The 22885-nt window shown below is 70.9% G+C and carries 21 protein-coding genes and 1 pseudogene; 9 read left to right on the top strand and 13 right to left on the bottom strand.

The window, feature by feature from the left end:
- The first annotated feature begins 183 nt into the window (after positions 1–183).
- Positions 184–1314 carry a hypothetical protein gene (locus tag AB0G28_RS39285; protein WP_361101726.1) on the top strand — a complete coding sequence of 377 codons (1131 nt, stop codon included), beginning with the start codon at positions 184–186 and terminating at the stop codon, positions 1312–1314.
- Between the two features lie 69 nt (positions 1315–1383).
- On the opposite strand, the gene AB0G28_RS39290 is transcribed toward AB0G28_RS39285, so the two are convergent.
- Together AB0G28_RS39290 and AB0G28_RS39295 are read right to left on the bottom strand one after the other, a co-directional pair.
- On the bottom strand, positions 1384–2352 hold the full coding sequence (locus tag AB0G28_RS39290) for a R2-like ligand-binding oxidase (RefSeq protein ID WP_361101729.1): 969 nt from the start codon (positions 2350–2352) through the stop codon (positions 1384–1386).
- Positions 2349–2948, bottom strand: a complete 600-nt coding sequence (locus tag AB0G28_RS39295) for a TetR family transcriptional regulator (RefSeq protein WP_361101732.1) — start codon at positions 2946–2948, stop codon at positions 2349–2351. The genes AB0G28_RS39290 and AB0G28_RS39295 overlap by 4 nt, the downstream gene beginning before the upstream one ends.
- A gap of 95 nt (positions 2949–3043) precedes the next feature.
- Here AB0G28_RS39295 and AB0G28_RS39300 point away from each other — a divergent pair.
- A pseudogene (locus AB0G28_RS39300) lies at positions 3044–3658 on the top strand (HAD family hydrolase); the annotation flags it as partial.
- On the opposite strand, the gene AB0G28_RS39305 reads toward AB0G28_RS39300, so the two are convergent.
- Positions 3658–3894, bottom strand: a complete 237-nt coding sequence (locus tag AB0G28_RS39305; RefSeq protein ID WP_361101735.1) for a hypothetical protein — start codon at positions 3892–3894, stop codon at positions 3658–3660. The pseudogene AB0G28_RS39300 and the gene AB0G28_RS39305 sit on opposite strands and share 1 nt — an antisense overlap.
- 131 nt (positions 3895–4025) lie before the next feature.
- Between AB0G28_RS39305 and AB0G28_RS39310 the strand changes: the two genes are divergently transcribed.
- Positions 4026–4412 (top strand): cold-shock protein, encoded by a 387-nt coding sequence (locus AB0G28_RS39310; RefSeq protein WP_007033367.1) that lies wholly within the window; start codon positions 4026–4028, stop codon positions 4410–4412.
- Between the two features lie 263 nt (positions 4413–4675).
- On the opposite strand, the gene AB0G28_RS39315 is transcribed toward AB0G28_RS39310, so the two are convergent.
- Genes AB0G28_RS39315 through AB0G28_RS39325 form a run of 3 tightly spaced genes read right to left on the bottom strand, consistent with a single transcriptional unit; the run spans position 4676 to position 7848 of the window.
- Complete coding sequence (locus AB0G28_RS39315; protein WP_361101738.1) at positions 4676–5152, bottom strand: DUF2771 family protein; 477 nt, start codon at positions 5150–5152, stop codon at positions 4676–4678.
- A gap of 9 nt (positions 5153–5161) precedes the next feature.
- Positions 5162–7030, bottom strand: coding sequence for an MFS transporter (locus AB0G28_RS39320; RefSeq protein WP_361101741.1), 1869 nt, complete (start codon positions 7028–7030; stop codon positions 5162–5164).
- Positions 7031–7080: 50 nt separating this feature from the next.
- Positions 7081–7848 (bottom strand): glutaminyl-peptide cyclotransferase, encoded by a 768-nt coding sequence (locus AB0G28_RS39325; protein WP_361101744.1) that lies wholly within the window; start codon positions 7846–7848, stop codon positions 7081–7083.
- Positions 7849–7899: 51 nt separating this feature from the next.
- Between AB0G28_RS39325 and AB0G28_RS39330 the strand changes: the two genes are divergently transcribed.
- On the top strand, positions 7900–9984 hold the full coding sequence (locus AB0G28_RS39330; RefSeq protein WP_361101747.1) for a DUF3027 domain-containing protein: 2085 nt from the start codon (positions 7900–7902) through the stop codon (positions 9982–9984).
- Positions 9965–12787, top strand: coding sequence for a molecular chaperone Hsp90 (locus AB0G28_RS39335; protein ID WP_361101750.1), 2823 nt, complete (start codon positions 9965–9967; stop codon positions 12785–12787). The genes AB0G28_RS39330 and AB0G28_RS39335 overlap by 20 nt, the downstream gene beginning before the upstream one ends.
- Here AB0G28_RS39335 and AB0G28_RS39340 read toward each other — a convergent pair.
- Positions 12784–13011 carry a DUF2530 domain-containing protein gene (locus tag AB0G28_RS39340; RefSeq protein ID WP_361101856.1) on the bottom strand — a complete coding sequence of 76 codons (228 nt, stop codon included), beginning with the start codon at positions 13009–13011 and terminating at the stop codon, positions 12784–12786. The genes AB0G28_RS39335 and AB0G28_RS39340 overlap by 4 nt on opposite strands.
- An 82-nt stretch (positions 13012–13093) precedes the next feature.
- On the opposite strand from AB0G28_RS39340, the gene AB0G28_RS39345 reads away from it, so the two are divergent.
- Positions 13094–14563: an NCS2 family permease gene (locus tag AB0G28_RS39345; protein ID WP_361101859.1), complete on the top strand. Its 1470-nt coding sequence runs from the start codon at positions 13094–13096 to the stop codon at positions 14561–14563.
- Here AB0G28_RS39345 and AB0G28_RS39350 read toward each other — a convergent pair whose 3' ends face one another.
- On the bottom strand, positions 14564–15130 hold the full coding sequence (locus AB0G28_RS39350) for a hypothetical protein (RefSeq protein ID WP_361101753.1): 567 nt from the start codon (positions 15128–15130) through the stop codon (positions 14564–14566).
- A 105-nt stretch (positions 15131–15235) separates the two neighbouring features.
- Here AB0G28_RS39350 and AB0G28_RS39355 point away from each other — a divergent pair, with 105 nt between their 5' ends.
- Together AB0G28_RS39355 and AB0G28_RS39360 are read left to right on the top strand one after the other, a co-directional pair.
- Entirely contained in the window at positions 15236–15667 is a 432-nt protein-coding gene (locus tag AB0G28_RS39355) for a MarR family transcriptional regulator (protein WP_361101756.1), read from the top strand.
- Positions 15668–15783: 116 nt separating this feature from the next.
- On the top strand, positions 15784–17040 hold the full coding sequence (locus tag AB0G28_RS39360; protein WP_361101759.1) for an MFS transporter: 1257 nt from the start codon (positions 15784–15786) through the stop codon (positions 17038–17040).
- Between the two features lie 237 nt (positions 17041–17277).
- Here the strand turns inward: AB0G28_RS39360 and AB0G28_RS39365 are convergent, their stop codons facing one another.
- The 5 genes from AB0G28_RS39365 to AB0G28_RS39385 form a co-directional block, all read right to left on the bottom strand.
- A complete protein-coding gene (locus AB0G28_RS39365; RefSeq protein ID WP_361101862.1) occupies positions 17278–18090 on the bottom strand; it encodes an arylamine N-acetyltransferase in 813 nt (270 codons plus the stop codon).
- 105 nt (positions 18091–18195) lie between these two features.
- Positions 18196–18819 carry a superoxide dismutase gene (locus AB0G28_RS39370; RefSeq protein WP_361101762.1) on the bottom strand — a complete coding sequence of 208 codons (624 nt, stop codon included), beginning with the start codon at positions 18817–18819 and terminating at the stop codon, positions 18196–18198.
- A 193-nt stretch (positions 18820–19012) separates the two neighbouring features.
- The gene (locus AB0G28_RS39375) at positions 19013–19678 is read right to left on the bottom strand and encodes a biliverdin-producing heme oxygenase (protein ID WP_361101765.1); all 666 of its coding nucleotides are present in this window, start codon (positions 19676–19678) and stop codon (positions 19013–19015) included.
- A gap of 63 nt (positions 19679–19741) precedes the next feature.
- Entirely contained in the window at positions 19742–20341 is a 600-nt protein-coding gene (locus AB0G28_RS39380; protein ID WP_361101768.1) for a TetR/AcrR family transcriptional regulator, read from the bottom strand.
- 16 nt (positions 20342–20357) lie between these two features.
- On the bottom strand, positions 20358–21857 hold the full coding sequence (locus AB0G28_RS39385; RefSeq protein WP_361101771.1) for a glutamate--cysteine ligase: 1500 nt from the start codon (positions 21855–21857) through the stop codon (positions 20358–20360).
- A 207-nt stretch (positions 21858–22064) separates the two neighbouring features.
- On the opposite strand from AB0G28_RS39385, the gene AB0G28_RS39390 reads away from it, so the two are divergent.
- Entirely contained in the window at positions 22065–22871 is an 807-nt protein-coding gene (locus AB0G28_RS39390) for an RNA methyltransferase (RefSeq protein ID WP_361101774.1), read from the top strand.
- Positions 22872–22885: the final 14 nt, after the last annotated feature.

Genomic DNA, 22885 nt, shown 5'->3' on the forward strand with positions numbered 1-22885 from the left:
CGACAAGTACGCCCTCACCTTCCTCGGCGGAATCCTCCTCGCCGCCGCGATCATGGTCACCCGCACCGCATCCCGCAATTAGGAGACACGCCCTAAACCGTCCGGCGGGTTCGGGCGTGGTCCTCTGGCGGCCGAGGGGGCGCTTCCACCCGGAAGCGACGGGGAGCCGCCGGAGGGGGAGTCATGCCGTCCTGCCTGAAGAAATCGCTCATCGTGGGGACGCTGCTCGCGTCGGCCGCGGTGGGACTGCCGGGGGTCGCGACCGCGACCACCGTCGCGCCGGTCGACCTGGGCACCCTGCCGGGTGACCAGTACAGCAGCGTGACCGCGATCAACGCCGGCGGCACCATGGTCGGCGACTCGTACCCGCGGGACGCGCGCCTGCGGTACCACCCGGTGAAGTGGGACCGCCAGGGCCGGATCAGCGCCCTGCCGACGCTGGGCGGCGAGCTGGGCGATGCGGTCGCCGTCAACGACGCCGGGGTAGCCGTGGGCTGGGCTTACGACGCGAACGACGACGTCCGTGCGGTCCGGTGGGCCCCGGACGGCTCGGTCTCCGCGCTGCCGTGGGCCGGGCCGTCCGACGCGGCCGTGATCAGCCGGACCGGCGTGGTCGCCGGCGGGGGGATCGGCCCGCAGGGCACCCGTGTTTCGATCCGCTGGTCCGAAACCGGCGTGGCCACCCGGCTCGCGGCGCTGCCCGGCGGCGGGCAGACCACCGTCACCGGGATCACTGGCGATGGCGCGCTGATCAGCGGAAACGCCTGGGACTCGGCAGGCAACCAGCACGCGGTCCGGTGGACCGCCACCGGCGCGATCACCGATCTCTCGCCGGGCAACCCCGGCGCTTCGGCTGTCGCGATCAACGACTTCGGGGTGATCGCCGGGACCGTCACCGAGGCCGGCTGGGCGGTCCCGGTCGCGTGGCAGCGGGACGGACGGCAGGTGCGGCTCGGCTGGCCGGCGCCACCGGCTTCCGCGAGCCCGCGCGCGATCAACCGCGTCGGGGTGGTCGTCGGCAGCGGGTACGTCGACTTCGCCGAAAACCGAGCCGTGCGGTGGACCGCGCGCGGGACCACCGTGCTGGAGAGCGCGCGGCGTTCGGAAGCGCTGGCGCTCAACGCGTCGGGCACGGCCGTCGGCAACGTCGAAGGGGTGGCGGCCCGCTGGGCCGCCGACGGTACCGAAACGATCCTCGGCACCCTGCCCGGCGGTGAGTACAGCTGGGCGACCGGGATCGCCCCGGACGGGACGATCGTCGGCCAGTCCGACCTGGAAAACGGCTGGCACGCGGTCTACTGGCCGGCGAGCTGACCGGGCGCAGGTCCGTGAAGGCCTCCTTACCGGCTCTTATGGCCGGGAAGGAGGCCTTCACGGATCACGTCAGGCGACCGCGGCGGCGGCCTCCGCGATCGCCTTGGCGTCCTCCTCACCGAACGTCTCCTCGAGGTGCTCGGGCGAGTAGTCGAGGTCGATCTGCTCCACCGGCATCCCGCGCGCCGACTCGATCGCGCCCAGCCGCCGCTGCGCGCGGTCGGCCGCGTACTGGACGATCTCCTGCGGGTCGTTGTCGAACGGCAGTTCCTCGAACTGGTCCTGCACCCACTGGATCATGTTGAGCGCGTGCGGCAGCAGCTCGCCCATCCGCTGCTGCACCGCGTCCCACAGGGAGTCGTCCGCGGCGACGTGCCGGCGGCACGTGAACGTGCCCCAGGCCATGTGGCGGCGCTCGTCGTCGCCGATGCGGCGGACCAGTTCCTGCATGCCCGGCAGGATGTCGTGCTGGGTGCAGATCAGCTGCCACGAGTAGTAGCCGGTCAGCGCGAGGCTGCCCTCGATGACGTGGTTGTACGTCACGCTCGCGCGGATCTGGTTGAGCGGGCTGGGATCGTCCTCAAGCGCCCGCAGCGACTGCGGCAGTTCTTCGTAGAACAGCTTGCGGTAGTGCGGGTTCTCGGCGACGAACGGGTGCAGGTCCTCGGTCAGCCCGACCGCGTCCATCCAGCGCCGGAACACCTCCGTGTGCTTGGCCTCCTCGAAGCAGAACTGCGTGAGGTACATCTCGTCGCCGAACCGGCCGGTCGCCGACATCGCCCGCATGAACGGCTGGATGTCCTCGGTGACGGCCTCTTCGCCGGCGATGAACTGCGCGACCAGGTACGTCGTGCTGCGTTGCTGTTCGGGGTTGAGCTTGTCCCAGCCCTCGCGTTCGTGGCTGAAGTCGATGTCGGCCGGGTTCCAGAACTTCTTGTTGCCCTTGACGAACAGCCGCAGCGGGAACGAGTCCCAGTTCAGCCCGCCCTTGCGCAGCGAGGAAAAGCCGGTCCGGAGCTCCGGGAGCGTGTCGGTCATCGTGTCACTCCATTGTGGACGAATTGGCGGATGGCGGGTGCGACGACCGCGGTGACGGCGTCCGCCGCCTCCGCCGCCGAGTGCGTCGGCAGGACCAGGTGCGACAGCGAAAGCCGCACGACGGTCTCCGCGAGCAGCGCGGCCGCCTCGGCGGGCAGGCCCGGTTCGAGCTCCCGGTACTGCTCGGCGGCGAGGTCCGCGGCCGCGGTGAGGATCGGCTCGCCCTTGGTCGTGAGCAGCGGCAGCAGGTCCTCGGCGGCTTCGGTGCCGAGCGCCGCCGCGACCAGGCGGTTCTCCCGCGCGTGCTCGATCGTGTAGACGACGGCGTGGTGGATGCCCGCCAGGAGCCCGTCCGCCGTTTCGAACCGCTGCCGGATCCCGTCGAGGAACTCCGACGCGGTGCGCAGCGCCACCGCCTGGGTCAGCGCCGCCTTGTTCCCGAACTCGTTGTAGACGGTCTGCCTGCTCACCCCGGCCCTGGCCGCGACGTCGGCCATCCGCAGGCCCGCGTGACCCCGGTCCGGCAGCAGGTCGGCGGCGGCGTCGAGCAGGGCTTCCCGGAGGGACGCCTTCGTCCGGTCAGTGAAGCTGGTCACACTCTCACCTTGACATAATTCGTCCCACTGTCAAGGCGCTGTACATGATCGGTTTACGTGTAAAACTGTCGGTGGTGGCCAGTAGCGTGTCAGGCGTGGGCATCACCGTGGGGTTCGACCTCGACATGACACTGATCGACGCCCGGCCGGGCATGGCCGCGGCGATGAACGCGCTGGGTGTCGAATCCGGCCTGCCGCTGGACGGCGAGGCCTTCGCGGCCAACCTCGGGCCGCCGCTCGACGACATCCTGCGCGGCTTCGAAGCGCCCGAGGAACGCATCCCCGGGCTCGTCGACCGGTTCCGCGCGATGTACCCCGAGGTGGTCGTGCCGAGCGCGGTCGCGCTGCCGGGCGCGGCCGAGTCACTCCGCGCGGTCCACCAGGCGGGCGGGCGCACGCTGGTCGTCACCGGAAAGTACGGGCCCAACGCCCAGCTGCACGTGGACGCGCTCGGCCTGGAGGTCGACGAGGTCATCGGCGAGCTGTGGTCGACGCAGAAGGCGGAGGCACTCCTGGCGCACGGCGCGCGGGTGTATGTCGGAGATCACGCGGGCGATGTCCGGGGCGCGCTCGCCGCCGGAGCGATCGCCGTCGGCGTCACCACCGGGCCGTGCGATCGCACGCTCCTGCTGAGCGAAGGAGCGGAGGTGGTGTTCGACTCGCTGACGGAGTTCCCGGAGTGGTTCGAGAAAACGTTCGCAGCCGTGCCCTAGTTCTTGGCCCGCGCTTCGAGGACCAGGGCGATCAAGCCGAGCAGCAGGCCCAGCGGCGTGATGACCCCGGCGGCGACCGACAGCCAGATCGGCAGGTTCTCCAGACCGGCGGCGAACATGATGAACACCGCCAGCACGGCGAGCATGCCGAGGCCGAACAACCCGATGCCGACGCGCATCAGGAACGGTTTGCCGGGAGCGGCCACGCCGGCCTCCTTCGTCGTGCTCTTCATGACGTATGAGGGTATCCGCCGGTATCGACTTCTCCCCAGGGCCTGTGGCGAGATACCCTTTCAGGAGCGCGCCCTGGGTACGCCCCGGGCGCGTTCGTCGTGAGCGGACAGCAGAAGGACTGGTGAGGGAAGTGCCGACCGGCAAGGTCAAGTGGTACGACGCGGAGAAGGGGTTCGGGTTCGTCACGCAGGACGGTGGCGCCGACGTCTACATTCGCAAGGCCGCGCTGCCGCAGGGCGTCGAGGGGCTCAAGGCCGGCCAGCGGCTGGAGTTCGGCGTCGCTGACGGCCGCCGCGGGCCGCAAGCGCTCTCCGTCCGGCTGCTCGACCCGCCGCCGTCCGTCGCCGAGGCGCGCCGCCGCCCGGCCGAGGAGCTGCACGGCCTGATCGAGGACATGATCAAGCTCCTGGAACTGAAGGTGCAGCCGGACCTGCGACGCAACCGCTATCCGGACCGCAAGCACACCAAGCAGATCGCCGAGATCATGCGCGCGGTCGCCCGGGACCTCGACCCCTGAGCCTGCGGGCTTCACATCGACGAGCGGCGGCCGGACGGCTCATGGCCGCGGCTGTCCCACGCCCGCACGAGCCAGGCCCCATACGCCCCAATGTGGCGTTCGGTGCGTTCAGCGCACCCAATGTGGCGTTCGGTGCGTTCAACGCACCCAATGTGGCGTTCGGTGCTCCTCCCATGCCCCCACCGCCACCCTCAATGGAGGTGCTTCGCGCCGCAGTGCCTATTCATGCAACCAACGCCACATTGGGGCGCTCGTGAGCCGGCCTAAGCCTCCAGCCGGAGGCCCCAGACGTCGCTGGGCAGCAGGCCGGACTCGCCGGTGTCGGCGTTGAGCACGGCCGTGTACTTCTGCACGTCCACCGCCGAGATGCGGTCGGCGGGCGTCGGCGGGGTGACCGTGTAGGCGTAGCGGTCCAGCGACGTGAACGGGATCGGGTCGCTCTGCTTGAACTCGCCCTGCGGGGTGACGTACTCGTAGACGATCTGCCACGGCGCGTCCGCGACCTCGCCGGGCACCGAGATCTGCACCGGCTTGCCCGGGCGGACCTTCAGCGTCTGCGTCGTGCCCGTCGCGCTGCACGGCTTCGCGAGCTTCTGCGAGTAGTCGCACGTGAGCACGGGCGTGGTGTTGATCGTGTGGCCGTCGGCGTAGAACGTGACCTCGGCCGGGCCGGGGGCCGAGCAGCCGGCCACCGCGAACCCACCGGCCGCAAGCAGGGCCACCACCCGGGAACGTCGCATGGCCGGAGCCTACCGGCGGGGTGCCGGGTCCCTGGGCAGGCCCTGGGCCGGGAAGCTGCCGGTCGGCTCGGGGCGCAGCGGCCGGTCGCCGCCGAGGCCCGGCACGAGCGAGCCGCCGCGGCGCACCAGGTACGTCTGCGTGAGGCCGACGGCCAGCAGGACCGTGATCACGAGGAAGCCGATCCAGTACGTCGGCGGCAGCAGCAGGCCCACCGCCCCGCCGAGGCACCAGGCCAGCTGCAGCACGGTTTCCGAGCGCCCGAACGCCGAAGCGCGCGACTCCTCGGGCAGGTCCTCCTGGATGACGGCGTCGAGGCTGATCTTCGCCAGCGCGCTGGCCGTCGCGCCGATCAGGCCGACGATCGCGGCCGTGGCCAGGCCGGGCAGGACCGTCGCGACCAGCGCGGCGAGCACGCAGCCCGCCACGCAGCCGACGATCACCTGGTCGGGACTGCCGAAGTGCAGGCGCGAGCCCAGCGCGTTCCCGAGGAACCCGCCGGCGCCGGCCGCGGCGCCGATCACGCCGAGCAGCAGCAGCTGCACGAACGGCGACTGCCCGCTGCCCTCGGTCTGCGCCTTGACCGCGAACGCGGCGAACATCATGAGGAAGCCGGTGAGCACGCGCACCGAGCCGTTGCCCCACAGCGCGACGACGATGTGGCGCCCCAGCGGCTGGCGGCGTTTCTTCTCCTTCGGGTGCGCCGAAAGCGACGTCGGGACCTCGCCCTCGGTCGCCTCCACCCAGGCCGGGATCCGCATCGACTGCACGGCGGCGGCGACGCAGATCAGCGCCGTGAACCACAGCGCGCCCGCCGAGCCGGTGATCGCGTTGACGCCGCTGGCCAGCGCGCCGAACACGCCCGCCGCGACCAGGCCGAACGTGGTCAGCCGGGCGTTCGTCTTGGAGAGCGTGATCTCCGACGGCAGCACCCGGGGCGTCACCGCGGCCTTGAGCACGGTGAACGACTTCGACAGCACCATCATCCCGAGCGCGGCCGGGTAGAGCAGCCAGTCGTCGAAGTGCAGCGCCATCACGACGGCCATCAGGCCCTGGCCGATCGACGACGCGCACATCGCCAGCCGCCTGCCGCGCTGCACCTTGTCGAGCGCGGGCCCGATCACCGGCGCGACCAGCGCGAACGGCGCGATCGTGATGAGCAGGTAGAGCGCCACCTTGCCCTTGCTCTCGCCGCTGGTCGCGGCGAAGAAGAGGGTGTTGGCCAGCGCGATCGCCATCGCCGCGTCGCTGGCGTAGTTCAGCATCACGGCGTACGTCAGCGAGGTGAGGCCGGACTTCTCGGCGCCGTCGGCCTTCGTCGCGCGCTGGAAGGCGTCGACGGCCTGGCCGGTCAGCTGACGGCTGCGCATCGCGGCGACCCGCGTGACGGTGATCTTCTTCGGCATCTTCGGCGTGCCACCCGGCGTCCGCGGTTCCTCCCGCGGCGGCGGCTCGGGCTCCGGCGGCCGCGGCTCGCCCGCGTAGCCGGCGGTGTCGTAGTGCTCGTACTCGCCGCTGCCGGGATGGCGTTCGCCCCGGTAGAAGCCGGGTGGCTCGCGGCGGACGGGTTCGGTGCGGTGCGGGTCGTAGGGCCGTGCCCCGCGCGGGGGCGGCGGCGGACGGTGCCCCATCGGCGCGGCGGCGGTCGGTGCCTCGTTCGCGTCCGGCCCCCGGTAGCGCGGGGCGGGCCGTTCGACGCGGGTCGGGGGCGGCGCGCTGTGGTGCTCGACGCGGGTGTGCTCCGGGCGTGGCGGCGCGGCGGCGTCCTGCCAGGACCTGGCCTGGGCCGCCCCGGGGTCCGGGGTCCAGCGCCGCTTGGACTTCCGGCCGCGCGGCTGACCCGGCGGGGTGCCGTCGGAGCGGGAGCCGAAGAGTGCCACGTCTCAATCCTGCCTTACCGAGGGCCGGTTCCGCCTGCTCATCCGTGCTTTCACGCCGGTGCCGGGACGAACCTCACGCGGAACGTGACCGGCCACTGCTTCCCCGTGAGGAGGAAATCACCGGTTCCGGGGATCGCGGCGATACCGTTGAGCACGTCCTCGGCGCCGGTCGCGTTCACCCGGGCACGCAGCTGACCAGCGTCGATGGTGCCGGTGACGCGTCCGGTCGCGGCGTCGACACGCAGGATGGTGTCGGTGTGCCAAACGTTTGCGTAGACGTCGCCGCCGACGCACTCGAGCTCGTTGAGCTGGTCGCGGCCGACGTCGACGCCACCGGTGACGGCGAAGGTCTTCGGGTCGCGGAAGGTCAGCCGCGCGGAGCCGTTGCTCATCACGAGCCGTCCATCGGCCTGGTGGCACAGCCCCCAGCCTTCGCCCTGGTAGGGCACGCGGCGGAGCTCGGCGAGGGTCTTCGAGTCGCGTTCGATGGCGAAGCCGTCCTGCCAGGTGAGCTGCCACAGTGTCGGCCCGAGCACGGTGACGCCCTCGCCGAAGACGGGTGAGGGCAGCGTGGCTTTCGCCGTCGGCGGCCCGCCGGCGGGGCCCGCGGTGAGCGTCGACTGCCCGGCGAGCCCGGTGCTCTCGTAGAGGGCGTCACCGGCGAATTCGAGGCCTTCGGTGAACGCGGCGGGGTCGTGCGGCAGGGTCGAGAGCACCTGGACGGTGAGGCGTTCGGGGCCGGGATCCGGCGCGGGGGCTGCGGCGCAGCCGCCGAGCGCGGCGGCCAGCAGCAGCGAGGTGATGATCGGCGTGCGCACGATGAACAGCCTGGCACGGGCGCCGCGGATGCGTGCGGCACAATTGGCCGCATGACTCTGCTGCTGACCCTGGACGACGGTTCCGTGCAGCGCAAACTCGCCGACGCGGTGGAGTTCGCGCGAGCCGCGGTGCTGGAGGACGCACCCGAGGAGCAGCTCGGCGCGCACGTGGGGGTCACCCGCGAGGACGCGGTCACGGCGAGTCACCTGTTCGAGGCCCAGGTGCCGGGTTACGGCGGCTGGCGCTGGTCGGTGACGGTGGCCCTGGCGGGCGACGACGAGCCGGTGACGGTCAGCGAGGTCGTGCTGGTGCCGGGCCCGGACGCGCTGATCGCGCCGCCGTGGGTGCCGTGGGAGCGCCGGGTGCGGGCGGGCGACCTGGGCGTCGGTGACATCTTCCCGACGGACGAGAACGACCCTCGGCTGGCCCCGGCGTACCTCCAGTCGGACGACCCGGCGGTGGAGGAGGTGGCGCAGGAGGCCGGTCTGGGCCGAGTCCACGTGCTGTCCCGCTTCGGCCGCACGGAAGCGGCGGCCCGCTGGCACGGCGGCGAGTTCGGGCCGAGGTCGGACATGGCCCGCAGCGCACCGGACGTGTGCGGGACGTGCGGGTTCTTCGTGCCACTGGCGGGTTCCCTGCGCGGGATGTTCGGGGTGTGCAGCAACGACATAGCCCCGGCGGACGGCCACGTGGTCGACGTGGAGTACGGCTGCGGAGCGCACTCGGAGGTGGAGGTCGAGCTGACGTCCTCGGTCCCGGTGGCAGAGCTGGTGTACGACGACTCCCTGCTCGACTTCGCCCCGGCCCCGGAGGTGGTGGAGACGGCGGCGGCCGAGCCGGAGACGGGGATCGCGGAGTCGGACGTGTTGCCGGCGGAGGTCGCGGAGCCGGAGATCGAGACGGCGGAGGTCGCCGAGCCGGTGGTGGAGCAGGCCGAGGTTGCGGAGCCGGTGGCAGCGGAGGTTGCGGAGCAGGCCGAGCCGGTGACGGCCGAGGCTGTTGAGGCGGCTGGTTTGGTGGCCGAGCCGCAGGTGGTGGAGACCGATGTGGCCGCCGAGCCGGTGGGGGCCGAGGCTGTTGAGGCGGCTGGTTTGGTGGCCGAGCCGCAGGTGGTGGAGACCGATGCGGCTGCCGAGCCGGTGGCGGCCGAGGTCGCTGAGTCGGCTGACTTGGCGGCCGAGCGGCACGTAGTGGAGACCGATGCGGTCGCCGAGCCGGTGGCGGCCGAGGCTGTTGAGGCGGCTGCGGTGGCGGAGCCTGCGCCGGGTGAGGCGGCCGGGGTGGTCGCCGAGCCGCGTGCGGTGGAGGCCGCTGAGCAGGTTGCGGCCGAGGTACCCGAGCCCGCGGAAGCGGAGCCGACGCAGGCCGAGGTGACCGACTCGCCCTTGGGGGCGCAGACCGAGCCTGTGTCGCCCGACGAGCCGGTGACCGCGGAGTCGGATGCGACGGAGGTCGATCCGGTTCCGGCCGAGGTGACCGACGTGGTGACTGAGCCGCGGGAAGCCGAGGCTGAGGTGTCCGCGCCTGCGGAGGCGGAGCCTGCAGAGGCCGAGGTGACCCGGCCGGAGGTTGCCGGGCCTGCGGAGCCTGCTCAGGCCGAGCCGACGCAGGCCGAGGTGGCCGAGCCACAGGAGGCCGCTGCTGCGGAGGTTGAGCCCGCTCAGGCCGAGGTGGTCCAGCCGGAGGAGGCCGAGGTCGCTGCGGCTGAGGTGCCGGAGCCTGCTGAGGCCGAGCCGACTCAGGCCGAGGTGACCGATGCGGTGGCTGAGCCGCAGGACGCTGAGGCTGACCTTTCCGCTCCCGAGGCGGAGCCCGAGTCGCGGGAAGCTGAAGGCGAGGTGGAGCCCGCTCAGGCCGAGACGGCCGAGCCGGAGGAGGCCGAGGTTGCCGCGGCCGAACCTGCCGCGGTGGAGCCGACCTCTTCGGTTACCCCGTCCGCCGAGGCGGAGGTGCCCGAAGCTGTCCTCACCGACAACGTGGTGACCGGCGCCGCGGACCTGCCGGCCGCGGACGAGGCGCCCGAGCCCGCCCAGGCCGAGCCCACTCAAGCCGAGGTGACCGATGCCGCTCCCAGTCACGCCGATGAGGCGCAGGCCCAAGTCGACGAAGTGACCGGTGACCAGCGCGACGCCTGAGCCGTCCGTGGCCGCCGATCCCTTCGGCACCGCGCGGCTCCGTGAGGCGACCCTGCGCTCCTGGCAGGACTCGCCCACCCGGCTCACCGAGGACACCAACGTCGAGCGCGATCTGCGCGTCGGCGCCTATCGGGATCGGCTTTTCGTCGAGCTCGCGCAGAATGCCGCCGATGCCGCTATGGCCGGCGGGGCGCCCGGGCGGGTTCGGGTGTCCCTTGTGGACTCCGAGCTCAGGTTCGCCAACACCGGCGCGCCGCTCGATGCGCGTGGGGTCGCGTCGCTCGCTTCGCTTCGGGCTTCCGGCAAGACCGGTGAGGCCGTCGGGCGGTTCGGGGTCGGGTTCGCCGCCGTGCGGACCGTTTCCGATGAACCCCGCGTCGTCTCCACCAGCGGTGGTGTCGTCTTTTCCGCTGAGCGCACCCGCCGAGCCGCCGGCATCGACGGGGAAGTTCCCGTTCTCCGGCTTCCGTGGCCCGTGCCCGCCGACGTTCCGGACGGCTTCGACACCGAAGTCCGGCTGCCGCTGCGGGACGACGTCGACGGTCCTTCTCTGCTTGACGAACTCGCGCGTGACGTCGCCGACCTCCTTCTCGCCCTTCCGTGGCTGGGCGAATTCGACGTCGACGGTCGTGTGTGGACACGGACGACCGACGGTGACGTCGTCGAAATCCGGGGTCCGCAAACGGAAACCCGCTGGCTGACCTATCGTGGCGACGTCGTGTGGGCCATCCCGGTCGGCGCCGATGGCTCGCCTAAACCGCTCGAAGAAGACGTCCTGCACGCGCCGACACCGACCGACGACGGGCTTTCGCTGCCCGCCCGGCTTCTTGCTTCGGTGCCCGTCGAGCCTTCGCGCCGTCGTGCGCTGCCCGGGCCCGAGTTGGCGAAAGCGCTTGAAGACGCCGCGAAGGAGTACGTCGGGCTCGTCCGGCTGCTGCCGCCGGAGCACCGGTTCGCGCTGGTTCCCGTGCCCGGGTTCCCGAAGTCTACTGTGGACGCGAAGCTGCGCGAAGAAGTGCTTGCCGGGCTGAGTGCCGAGCCTTGGTTGTCCACTCAGGACGGTAAGGAAGTCGCGGGTCGGCAGGCGAAGGTGCTCGACGTCGATGTCCCCGGCCTGTCGGAGCTTCTCGTCGATCTCATTCCCGGCCTGCTCGAAGGTTCCGCGCCCGCGCAAGTGCTGAAAGCCGTTGCGGCGCAGGTGATCGGCATCGAAGAGGTGTTGGAAACCCTCACCGGCGTTACTCGTGACCCCGGCTGGTGGCGAGACGTCTACGCGGCCCTGGCGATCGCCGTCGAGTCGCACGCGCTCGCCGCGGAACGGCTCGACGGTCTTCCCGTCCCGCTGTCGGACGGCCGGACGCTGCCGGGCGCCCGGGGCTGCCTGCTCGTCGAAGGGTCGGCCGAGCTGCTCGAGTTGCTGTCCGATGTGGACATCCCGGGGTTGCGTCTGGTGCATCCCGCCGCGTCGCATCCGCTCTTGGAACGCTTGGGCGCCAAGCATGCCGACGCTCGTGAGCTGCTCAACGCCGACCAGCTGCGTGACGCCGTCGAGCGCAGCGTCGAAGACGTCCGGTCCGGATTGGACGGTACGACGCTCGCCGGTGCGGTGCTGCGGCTGATCGCCGACTGCGGGGACGACGCTCCGGGCTGGGTGGGCGCGCTCGCCCTGCCTGGCACCGATACCTGGCGCCGCGCCGACGAACTCGTCCTGCCGGCGTCACCTTTGCTCGACATCTTCGACGAAGAGGTCTTCGAGGAAGACGGCGCGATGGACGTCCTCGACGAGGACTTCGCCGAGGACTGGCCGCAAAGCACGCTCCAAGCCGCCGGGGTGCTCGACTCGTTCGCGCTCGTCGTCGACGACGAACCGCACGAGCCCGACCACGACCTGCCCGACGAGGAAACCTGGTGGGACTCGCTGCCGGAGCCGCCGTCGACACTCGTCGCGATCCGGGACCTCGACCTCGTCGCCGACGACGCCTGGCCCGCGGCCCTGCGCCTGCTCGCCGCGCGACCCGAGACCTGGCACGCCCTGCGCGCGCCGCACGGCCACGCGGCCTGGTGGATCGCCCAGTACGCCGTCCTCGAAGGCGCCGCGCCGAACGAGTGGCGGCTGCCGGACGCCGATCTCGCCGGTCTCTTCGATGAGGTCCCCGATGTCGGTCTGAGCGAGGAGCTGCTCAAGGTGGCCGGAGTCCGGACCGACCTCAGCTTGTCCACAGTGGAGGAAGCGAACGACCTCCTCGGCCGGCTCGCCGATCCGGAACGCACGGTCTCGCCAGGGCTGGCGACGCGTGCTTACGACGCCGTCGTGGAGTCCGGGTTCGAGCCGCGTGCGCCCCGCGCCGTCCGGGCCGCGGACGGGTCCGTTGTGGACGACGCGCTGGTCCTCGACGTGCCGTGGGCGGCGGGTGCGCTCGAGCCGGCGGAGTACGTCGTCGCGCCCGAGGAGCCGGAACGCCTCGCGGAGCTGCTCGACCTGCCGCTCGCGAGCACCGAACCCGCCGAGGTGACCAGCGAAGGCGAGTACGCGCCCTGGGCCGAGCTGCCCGCGCTGAAGCTCGTCGCGGACCAGCTCGGCATCCGGCTGCCCGAGGGTGGCGTCCTGGTGCACGACCCGCTCACCGTGCGCATCCAGGACACCGAACACGACGTCCAGTGGTGGTCCGACGGCCGGCTGCACGCGGCCGACACCTCGGAAGGCCTGGCGCGCGCGTTCGCTTGGGCGACCGGGCGCTGGCCCGACCGCCATCTGATCACGGCCCTGCTCGACGATCCCTCGCCGCGGACGTTGCTCGCCTAAAGCCGCTGCGCGGACTTCGAGCCACGGCGGGCGGCGGCGCGCTGCCAGGCGATGATCGCCATGCCGACGAAGCCGAGCGCGAAACCGGACAGCGCCGTCTGCACCCACAGCCCCGAAGTCGTGAAGAACAGCACCACCAGCGCGACAGCCCAGGCCGAGGTGCCTACGATCACCACCGGTGTCAGGTCGGTCAGCCTCTTGGGCAGCTCCGGCGTGTGCCGCAACGAGCCCGTAACCTCCGGTGGATTGATCGGTTCACTCACGTGGTGAAGGGTACTCCGCAGCAGCGACAGAATGGGCAGGCGAATGGCGGAGCAGGAGACGACCCGCACCGGGACGTCCACACTGGACCGGTTCTTCAAGATCACCGAGCGGGGTTCGACCGTGTCGCGCGAGCTGCGCGGCGGGCTGGTCACCTTCGTCACGATGGCCTACATCGTGGTGCTGAACCCGCTGATCATCGGCAGCTTCTCGGTCGACGACGCGGGCGCGCACAAGGACGTCCTCGGCGGCATCCTGCCGGTGCCGCAGGTCGCCGCCGTGACCGCGCTCGTCGCCGGCGTGATGACCATCCTCATGGGCCTGATCGCGAACTACCCGTTCGCCATCGCGACCGGCCTGGGCATCAACAGCCTGGTCGCGGTCACCATCGCCCCGCAGATGACCTGGCCCGAGGCGATGGGCCTGGTGGTCATCGAGGGCGTGATCATCGTGCTGCTCGTGCTCACCGGGTTCCGTACCGCGGTGTTCCGGGCGGTGCCGGCCGCGCTGAAGTCCGCGATCGCCGTCGGCATCGGCGTGTTCATCTGCCTGATCGGCCTGGTCGACGCCGGGTTCGTGCGCCGGCTGCCGGACGCCGCGCACACCACCGTCCCGGTCGGCCTTGGCATCAACGGCTCGATCGCGTCCTGGCCGACCGCTGTGTTCGTCGTCGGCCTGCTCGTCACCGGCATCCTGGTCGCGCGCAAGGTCAAGGGCGCCATCCTGATCGGCGTGCTGGCGTCGACCGTGCTGGCCATCGTCGTCGAGGCGATCGTCAAGGCCGGGCCGTCGCAGGGCACGAACCCGAAGGGCTGGAACCTCGGCTACCCGGCCCTGCCGGACCAGGTGCTCGGCCTGCCGAACCTCTCGCTGGTCGGCGACGTCTCGTTCGGCGCCTGGACGCGGCTGCCGATCATCACCGTCTGCCTGCTGGTGTTCACGCTGGTGCTCGCCGACTTCTTCGACGCGATGGGCACCATGACCGGCCTCGCGAAGGAAGCCGACCTGCTCCCGAAGGACGGCCAGCTGCCCAACGTCGGCAAGGCGCTGTTCGTCGAGGGCCTCGCGGGCGCGGCCGGCGGGTTCGGCTCGGCCAGCTCGAACACGGTGTTCGTCGAGTCGGCGTCGGGCATCGCCGAGGGCGCGCGGACCGGCCTGGCGAACATCGTCACCGGCCTGCTCTTCATCGCCGCGATGTTCCTGACCCCGCTGTACCAGGTCGTGCCGGTCGAGGCGGCCGCCCCGGCGCTGGTCGTCGTCGGCGCGATGCTGATGTCGCAGGTCCGCGAGATCGACTTCACCGACTTCTCGATCGCGCTGCCGGCGTTCCTGACCATCGTCGTCATGCCGTTCACGTACTCGATCGCGAACGGCATCGGTGCCGGCTTCGTCAGCTACGTCGTCATCCGTGCGGCGACCGGCAAGGCGCGCCAGGTGCACCCGCTGATGTGGGTCATCGCGGTGGCCTTCGTCGCCTACTTCGCGGTCGGGCCGATCCAGGCGGCGTTCAAGTGATCAGCCGGGGGCGCTGACGTTCAACGCGGCGTCCAGCACACCGCGGTTGCGGTCGAACTCGGCGGGCGGCGCCTCGAAGCGGATCGTGACGAGGCTGTCGCCCGCCCCGAGCCCGACCACGGCGGCGCGGGTCGGGATGCCCTCGCGCAGGTACGTGTAGTCCCACTCCGCCGCGTCGTCGATCTCCTCGACGTGGACCGGCTTGACGTCCGACGGGTCGTGGTGCGCCTTCGCGGCGATGGCCGCCAAGCCGCTTCGCGCGTCTTCCTGCTCGATCGGCACGCGGTCGGTCTCCAGCAGGAGCTCGCCGTGGCGGTAGGTCGCGCGATCCCGCTCCTGATGCACGGCCCAGTCCGCCGGGACCGGGATCTCGATCGCCCAGCCGCGGCCGTTCGCCACGTCCGGGAACTGGTACGTCTGGAGCTTGCCCTCGATGATCGACGGCGAGGGCCGCGGAGGCGGCGGGGCGGCCGCCGGGGCGGCGTCGGAACCGCCCCACACCTGTGCCGCCACGATGGCCAGGACCGCCACGCCGACCACGGCGGTGCCCACCAGCTTCTTGTTCATCCGACCCCCAAGCTCTGTCCTCCGGAAGGACGCGCAGGGGTATTCCGGGTTGCCGGTTGATGAAGATCACCGTGCGGAAGAAGTTTCGTAAGGTATGCTAACTATATGTCCGGCGACACGCACGAACGCTCGTTGGCGAGCCGTCTGCGTCTCGCGGTGGTCCGGCTCAACCGCCGGCTGCGGGCACAGCGCATCGGGGACGACCTCACGCTGACGCAGGTCGCCGCGCTGTCCACCCTCCACAAGTGCGGTGCGCTGACCCCGGGTCAGCTCGCCGCGAAGGAAGGCGTCCAGCCACCTTCGATGACGAGGGTGATCGCCGCGCTCGAGGAGATGGGGTTCGTCGAGCGGCGCCCGCACCCGACCGATGGCAGGCAAGCCATCGTCGAGCTGTCCGAGAGCGGGCTGGCCTACGTTCGGAAGGCCATTTCCGTCCGGGAGGCGTGGCTGGACCGGCAATTGGCGGAACTCGGCGAGGAGGAGCGCGAAGTGCTCTCCAAAGCCGCCGAAATCATCGACAGGATGGCGGGGAACTAACCACGGTGACGGCCACGGGTAGCGAAACGAAGCGTTCGATCGAGACCACTGCTACCCGGGACACGGCACCACCGCCGTCCTCCTCGCCACCGTCTTCACCGAAGCCCCGCAGCGGGATGTTCGCCTCCCTCCGGGTCCGCAACTACCGGCTGTTCTTCACCGGTCAGGTCATCTCGAACATCGGCACCTGGATGCAGCGCATCGCCCAGGACTGGCTGGTGTTCACCCTCAGCGGCAACAACCCGATCGCCCTCGGGGTCGCGGTCGCGCTGCAGTTCACGCCGACGCTGTTCCTCTCGCTGTGGGCCGGCGTCCTGGCCGACCGCGTCGACAAGCGGCGGCTGCTGACCTGGATCCAGGCCGCGTCCTGTTCGCAGGCGGTCATCCTCGGCGTGCTCGACCTGAGCGGGATCGCCGCGCTGTGGCAGGTCTACGTCCTTTGCTTCACGCTCGGCGTGACGGCGGCGTTGGAAGTGCCGACGCGGCAGTCGTTCGTCGCCGAGATGGTGGGCCGCGACCAGGTCGCGAACGCCGTCGCGCTGAACTCGTCGATCTTCAACATGGCGCGGATCGTCGGCCCGGCGATCGCCGGGTTCGCGATCACCTGGATCGGTACCGGCTGGCTGTTCATCGCCAACGCGCTCAGCACGGTCGCGGTGATCGCCGGGCTGGTCCTGATGAACCCGGACAAGCTGTTCCGCGTCGCGGCCGTGCCGCGCGAGAAGGGCCAGCTGGCCGAGGGGCTGCGGTACGTGCGCCGCCGGTCGGACCTGATGACGGTGATGGTGCTGGTCCTGTTCGTCAGCACGTTCGGCATCACGTACTTCAGCTCGCTCCCGATCGTCGCGGCGAACGTCTTCCACACCGCGGCCGACGGCTACGGGCTGCTGTCGACGCTGGTCGCGGTCGGCACCTTCACCGGCGCCGTGATGTCGGCCCGCCGTGGCACCAAGGGGCGCCCGCGGGTCCGGCTGATGCTGGTGTCGGCCTTCTTCCTCGGCGTGTTCGAGCTGATCACGGCGTTCATGCCGACGTACCTGACGTTCGGCCTCGGCCTGATCCCGCTCGGCTTCGCCACGATGACGTTCCTCAACACGGCGAACGCGCTGGTGCAGACGTCGGTCAGCCCCGAGATGCGCGGCCGGGTGATGGGCCTGTACGTGCTCGTGCTGATCGGTGGCAACCCGATCGGCGGGCCGATGGTGGGGTGGATGGCCCAGGCGTTCGGGGGGCGGTCTCCGTTCGCCATCGGCGGGGCGGTTTCGGCGCTGGCCGCGGTCGTGTGCGCGGTCGTGCTGATCCGGCGCGGTGGTGTGTCGTGGCCGGTGCGGCGGAGGCTCGGGCTTCGGGTGCTGAAGCGTTCGAAGGTCTGACGAAGAGTAGTGGTTCGAGGCCATGGTGTGACCGTATCCCCGGGCACCGACAAAAAACGGCGATCCAAGGCGTTGGTGTCCCCCGGAAGAGTGAGATCGGAGTCTCCGCGACCCCGCTCTTGCCGAGGAAGGTGAGGTTAGGCTAACCTCATACACGTCCGCTTCGTGGTGGGAGCGGCAGTCAGTTCGGGAACGGACGGAGCCCCGGCCCTGGGAACCCCCAGGCCGGGGCTTCGTTCACGTCAGCGCAGTGTCCGGCTGGGGCGCGCCCCGAGTCAAGGGACTCTCACCCGGTGGAGTCGGCAGGCGCGTCAACGCGATCCCGAAGTACACGAGGTAGGCCGTGCGGATCGCCTCCGGGGTCGGCAGCAGAACCTCGTTCCGGACGCCGTCGACCGTCTCGACCAGCTTGTCGCCCGACAGCGTCACCCAGCCCTGGGACGTCGGGCGAGAGCACGTCAACGAGCGCGTGAAGTGCGATGACGGCGAGGTCGCCTGCCACCACGCCATCGGGACGAAGTCAGTCAGCGGGCGCGGCCGGCGCTCCAGGCGGTACTGCGGCTTGCCGTCCATGAGGACGTCGATGTCGCCGTGAGGCGCGTCCAGCAGCAGGAACTCGCCCTCGGGGTCGAGCTGGACGTCCACTCCGGACAGGCGCAGCGGGTGCCGGGAAAACCGGCCGAAGCCGACGTCCACCAGCCACTGCTCGTCCGCCAGGGAGACGACGATCGCCGCGTGGTCCAGGGGCGGGCCCGGGGTGCCGTCCGCGTGGAACACCTGCGCCGCGCGCAGGGAAGCGTCGTACCCCAGCGCGCGCAGCAGCGCCGCGAACAGGCCGTTCAGCTCGTAGCAGAATCCGCCGCGCCGCCGGCGGACGATCTTGTCGAAGAGGGCGTCCTCGTCCAGCGCGACGTGCTCGCCCAGGTGGATGCTCAGGTTCTCGAACGGGACCGCGGCCAGGTGGCGTTCCTGCAGGTGACGCAGGGTCGCGAGGTCGGCCGCCGCGGGCCGTGCCACGCCGAGCCGGGTCAGGTACTCGTCGACGTCCATGGGATCCACTCAAACACCTCGACCGCACTCGAGGTCAAGCTGTTTCCCCCGCTGACGAAAACGGGGCCCTCCCTGGGAGGGAGAGCCCCGTTGAACGCGAAAAGCTCAGCCGAGCAGCAGGCCGTTGCCGCCCGCGACGGCGTTGTCGAAGCGCTTGCTGATCTCCGCCCAGTTGAAGATGTTCCACAGGGCCTTGACGTAGTCCGGCTTCACGTTCTTGTAGTCCAGGTAGAACGCGTGCTCCCAGACGTCGACCAGCAGGATCGGCACGGTCGGCAGGATCAGGTTGTTGTGGTGGTCGCGCAGCTGCTGGGTGATCAGGGTCTTGCCGATCGGGTCCCAGGACAGCGCGCCCCAGCCGTTGCCCTGGATCGTGGTCGAGACGGCGGTGAACTGCGCCTTGAACTTGTCGAAGGAGCCGAACGCGTCGTCGATCGCCGCGGCCAGCTCGCCGGTCGGCTTGTCGCCACCTTCCGGCGACAGGATCTTCCACCACACGACGTGGTTGGCGTGGCCGGCCAGGTTGAAGGCCAGCGTGGTCTCCAGGCCGACGATCGAGCCGAAGTCGTTCGCTTCGCGGGCGGCTTCGAGCTTGTCGAGCGTGTCGTTCGCGCCCTTGACGTAGGTCGCGTGGTGCTTGCTGTGGTGCAGCTCGTTGATCTCGCCGGAGATGTGCGGCGCGAGGGCGCCGTAGTCGTAGTCGAGATCGGGCAGCTCGTAGCGGGCCATTGGCCCTCCTTCTGTCTTCGACACAAGTTTCCGGTACCGAACCTAGTAGCACACGCCCCTTCGCGGCGAGCGGGGGCGGGTGGCCGTCACACCGTGAGACGGCGGTCCGTCAGTGGCGTACCCCGTGGGCGCACCACCCGAAACCGAGCTTGCAACTTGAACTTAAGTCGAGGTCAACGAGCTGTGACGACGATCATTCCGCCACGCGGAACTCGTCGAGCCGCAGGGCCAGCTCGTCGAAGACGGCGACGTTGCATTCGAACGCCACCAGCGCCTCGCCGATCACCCGCGCGCGCTCGGCTTCGTCCCACGGCGCGGTGTCCAGCTTGGCGCGGTAGGCATCGCGGAAGCGAGGGGCGCTGCCGATCCCGTCGAAGTGGTAGAAGAGCGCGCCCGCCTCGGCGACGTCGTAGTTCTTCTCGAGCGTCCGCCGGATGGCCTGGCCGCCGGCGATGTCGCCGAGGTAGCGCGTGTAGTGGTGGGCGACGTACCCGCCCGCCCACGACGACGCTTCGCGGATCCGGTCGACGTATTCGCGAGTGGAGGCGAGCGGCGAGATCGTCGAGCGCCAGTCCGGGCCGACGAGGTGGGCGAGATCGCGCTCGAGGTTGGGCAGCCGCCGCAGCTCTTCGAAGACGAACTCGCCGCCGACCGGGTGACCGGCCATCGCGTCGCTCGCCGCCTCGATCGCGCCGTAGACGAAGTAGTACTGGACGGCCAGCTGCGTGTAGCCCTCCTGCGTCAGCTCCCCGCCGAGCAGGGCGCGCATGTACGCGGAGTAGTTCGCCCGGTCGTGGACTTCGAGCGTCGACGCCCGCAGCGCCGCCGAGAAGGGACGGGTGTCCGTGGTCACCGACATGGGCAGGCCTCCCGGCGATCGTTCTGACACGCTGTCAGAACGATGGTAGGGCACGAACCGGGTTCAGGCCACGGACGCCCCGACCGCCCGCAGCACGAACCGCACCGCCGCCTCGACGACCTCGCCGAGCTGGTCGGCGGGCCCGTCGACCAGGGTGCGGTTGCCCAGCGCCGCGGTGATCATCGGGATGAGGACGTCCGGGTCCTCGGCGGGCCAGCGCCCGAGGTCGACGCCGTCGGCGAGGATCGCGCGCAGCCGTCCGGTGATCGGGTCGGCGTGCGCGCTGATCCGCCGGTACGCCGCGGGCGCCAGTGCCGACGCGAGTGCCGTGCCCGGCGGCAGGTGGTACTCGGCCAGCACACGCAGCTGCAGCCGGACGAAGGTGGCCAGCTGGTCGACCGGATCTGTCTGGGCCTCGACGGCTTCGGTCAGCCGCGTGACGTACCGGGCGGCCTCGTCCTCGACGAAGGCGACGAGCAGGCTTTCCTTGTCGGGGAAGTGGTTGTAGAGCGCGGTCCGGCCCACGCCGGCCGCCGACGCGACGCCGGCGAGCGTGATCGCGTCGAAGCCGCGCTCGTACAGCTGGGCGCGCAGGACGTCGAAGACCCTGGCCCGCACCTCGCGCCGGTGCGCCTCGAGCGACTCACCGAGAATCTTCGGCATCCACCCAGGCTAGCCGTCAATCATCGACCGGCCAGGTGTGCACCGGTTCACCCGCCTCCGACAGCTCCAGGTAGCGCCCGAGCATCACGGCGAGCGCGGCTTCGCGGTCCATCCCGCGCTCCTGCGCGCGCAGGACGCAGTCGCGCTGCCAGGTCGCCCCGGTCCGCCGCGCGAGGCAGCGGCGCTCGATGATCCCGAGGTAGCGCTCGCGGGCCTCGTCGGAGACGTCGGAGCGGCGCAGCCCCTCGTGGGCGAGCGGCAGCAGCACGCGCAGCGCCAGCTCGTCGGGCGGGATCCAGCCGATGCCCGGCCAGTACAGCTGCGCGTCGAAGCCCCGGCGCGCGCCCGCGTAAAGGTTTTCCTCCGCGGCCTGGAAGGACATCTGGCTCCACACCGGGCGTTCCGCGTCGGCGAGCGCGCGCTGGGCGCCGTAGAAGAACGCCGCGTTCGCCACCGTGTCCACGACCGTCGGGCCCGCCGGCAGCACCCGGTTCTCCACGCGCAGGTGCGGCAGGCCGTCGACGACGTCGTACACCGGCCGGTTCCACCGCCAGATCGTGCCGTTGTGCATGCGCAGCTCGGTGAGCTTCGGCGCCTGGCCCCCGTCGAGTGCTTCGATCGGGTCCTCGGTGTCGGTTTCCGGGAGCAGGCCGGGGAAGTACCGGACGTTCTCCTCGAACAGGTCGAAGATCGACGTGATCCACCGCTCGCCGAACCACACCCGCGGCCGCACGCCCTGGTTCTTCAGCTCTTCCGGCCGGGTGTCGGTCGCCTGCAGGAACAGCGGGATGCGCGTCTCGTGCCAGAGCGCCTTTCCCAGCAGGAACGGCGAATTCGACGCGAGCGCGATCTGTGGCCCGGCCAGGCACTGCGCCGCGTTCCAGTGCGCGGCGAACTCTTCCGGCGCGACCTGCAGGTGCAGCTGGACGCTGGTGCACGCGGCCTCCGGCAGGATGGATTCCGCGTAGCTGCGCAGGCGTTCGGGGTGCTGCCCCGGCAGCGGCGCGCCTTCCATGGCGAGGACCGTGCGTTCCCCGCGTGCGGCGAAGATCTGGTCGTTCAGGGTCGCGTAGCGGGCCTTGTTGGTGAGCCACTTCTGGTCGAAGTGCTCGTGCTTCAACGTCGGCAGGATGCCGATCATGGCCAGCGACGACCCGGTGTCGCGGGCCTTCGCCGCCGCGGTGTCGAGGTACGCGCGAAGATCGGTTTCGAGCTGGAGGGCCGAATCGCCCGCGAGCGGCCGCGGCGGGACGTTCAGCTCGATGTTGTGCTGGCCCAGCTCGGTGGTGAACGACGGGTCGTCCAGCGCCTCCAGCACCGCGGTGTTCGTCATCGACGGGCGCAGGTCCCGGTCGACCAGGTTGAGTTCGACTTCGAGCCCGATGTTCTTGCGGGGAAACGAGAAACTGCCGTCGGTGAGCATGCGGGCCAACGTGTCCAGGCAACGCTGCACCTTGCGGCGGTACCGTCCTCGGTCCAGCGTGTTGAACGGCTGAGCCGCGAGGTCCATCCCCATGACCATCCCTGCTTTACGTCGGCGTGGACAGGACGTGTTCAGGCCCCGGCGGACAACCGTGTCACAGCCGGTGACCCCGGGCTAGCGGCCAAACTGGTGCTCTCCGTCACGGGTGGTTAACCGAAAGCAAAATGGCCCGTTCGCACTACCGCTCGGTCGACGTTCGGACCAGCCGGGCGACCGGCAAGCGGGTGACAGACTGGGCGGATGGGCGTGATCCACATCGATGACTCCGGCGACCCCCGGGTCGACGATTTCCGCGACCTGTCCACAGCGGACCGCCGTCCCGACCGGCCCGGCGGCCGGGGGCTCGTCGTCGCCGAGGGCACCGTCGTGGTGTCCCGGCTGCTGGCGTCCCGCTACCCGGTACGCGCGCTGCTGGGCGTCGAACGGCGGTTCGCCGAGCTGGCGGACGAGCTCGCCGGGATCGACGCGCCGCAGTACGTCGCTTCCGCGGAGACCATGGCCGACGTGGTCGGGTTCCACCTGAACCGGGGCATCCTGGCGGTCGCCGGCCGGCCGGCGCCGCTGACGGTGTCCGAGGTCGTGGCCGGCACCGGCCCGGTGGCCGTGCTGGAGGGCGTGGGGGACCACGAAAACCTCGGTGCGCTCTTCCGCAACGCGGCCGCGCTCGGCGTCGGCGGTGTGCTGCTCGGGCCCGGCTGTTCCGACCCGCTGTACCGGCGCAGCGTGCGCGTGTCGATGGGCCACGTCCTGCGCGTGCCGTTCGGACACCTGGCGGACTGGCCGGGCGGGCTCGACGACCTGCGGGCGCGCGGGTTCTCGGTCGCGGCGTTCACCCCGCGGCCGGGCTCGGTCCCGCTGCCCGAGCTGCGGCAGCTCGCGCCCGGACGGGTGGCGTTGCTCTTCGGCGCCGAAGGTCCCGGGCTGACCGAAACGGCGCTCGCGGCGGCTGATCACGCCGTCCGGATACCCATGCCGGCCGGAGTCGATTCACTGAACATCGCGACGGCCGCCGCCGTGGCCTTCTACGAACTGGCCCGGGGCGGCTAAGGTTCGGAGTTCCA

Origin of the sequence: Amycolatopsis sp. NPDC021455 (assembly GCF_040640995.1) — a bacterium.
GTDB lineage: Bacteria > Actinomycetota > Actinomycetes > Mycobacteriales > Pseudonocardiaceae > Amycolatopsis.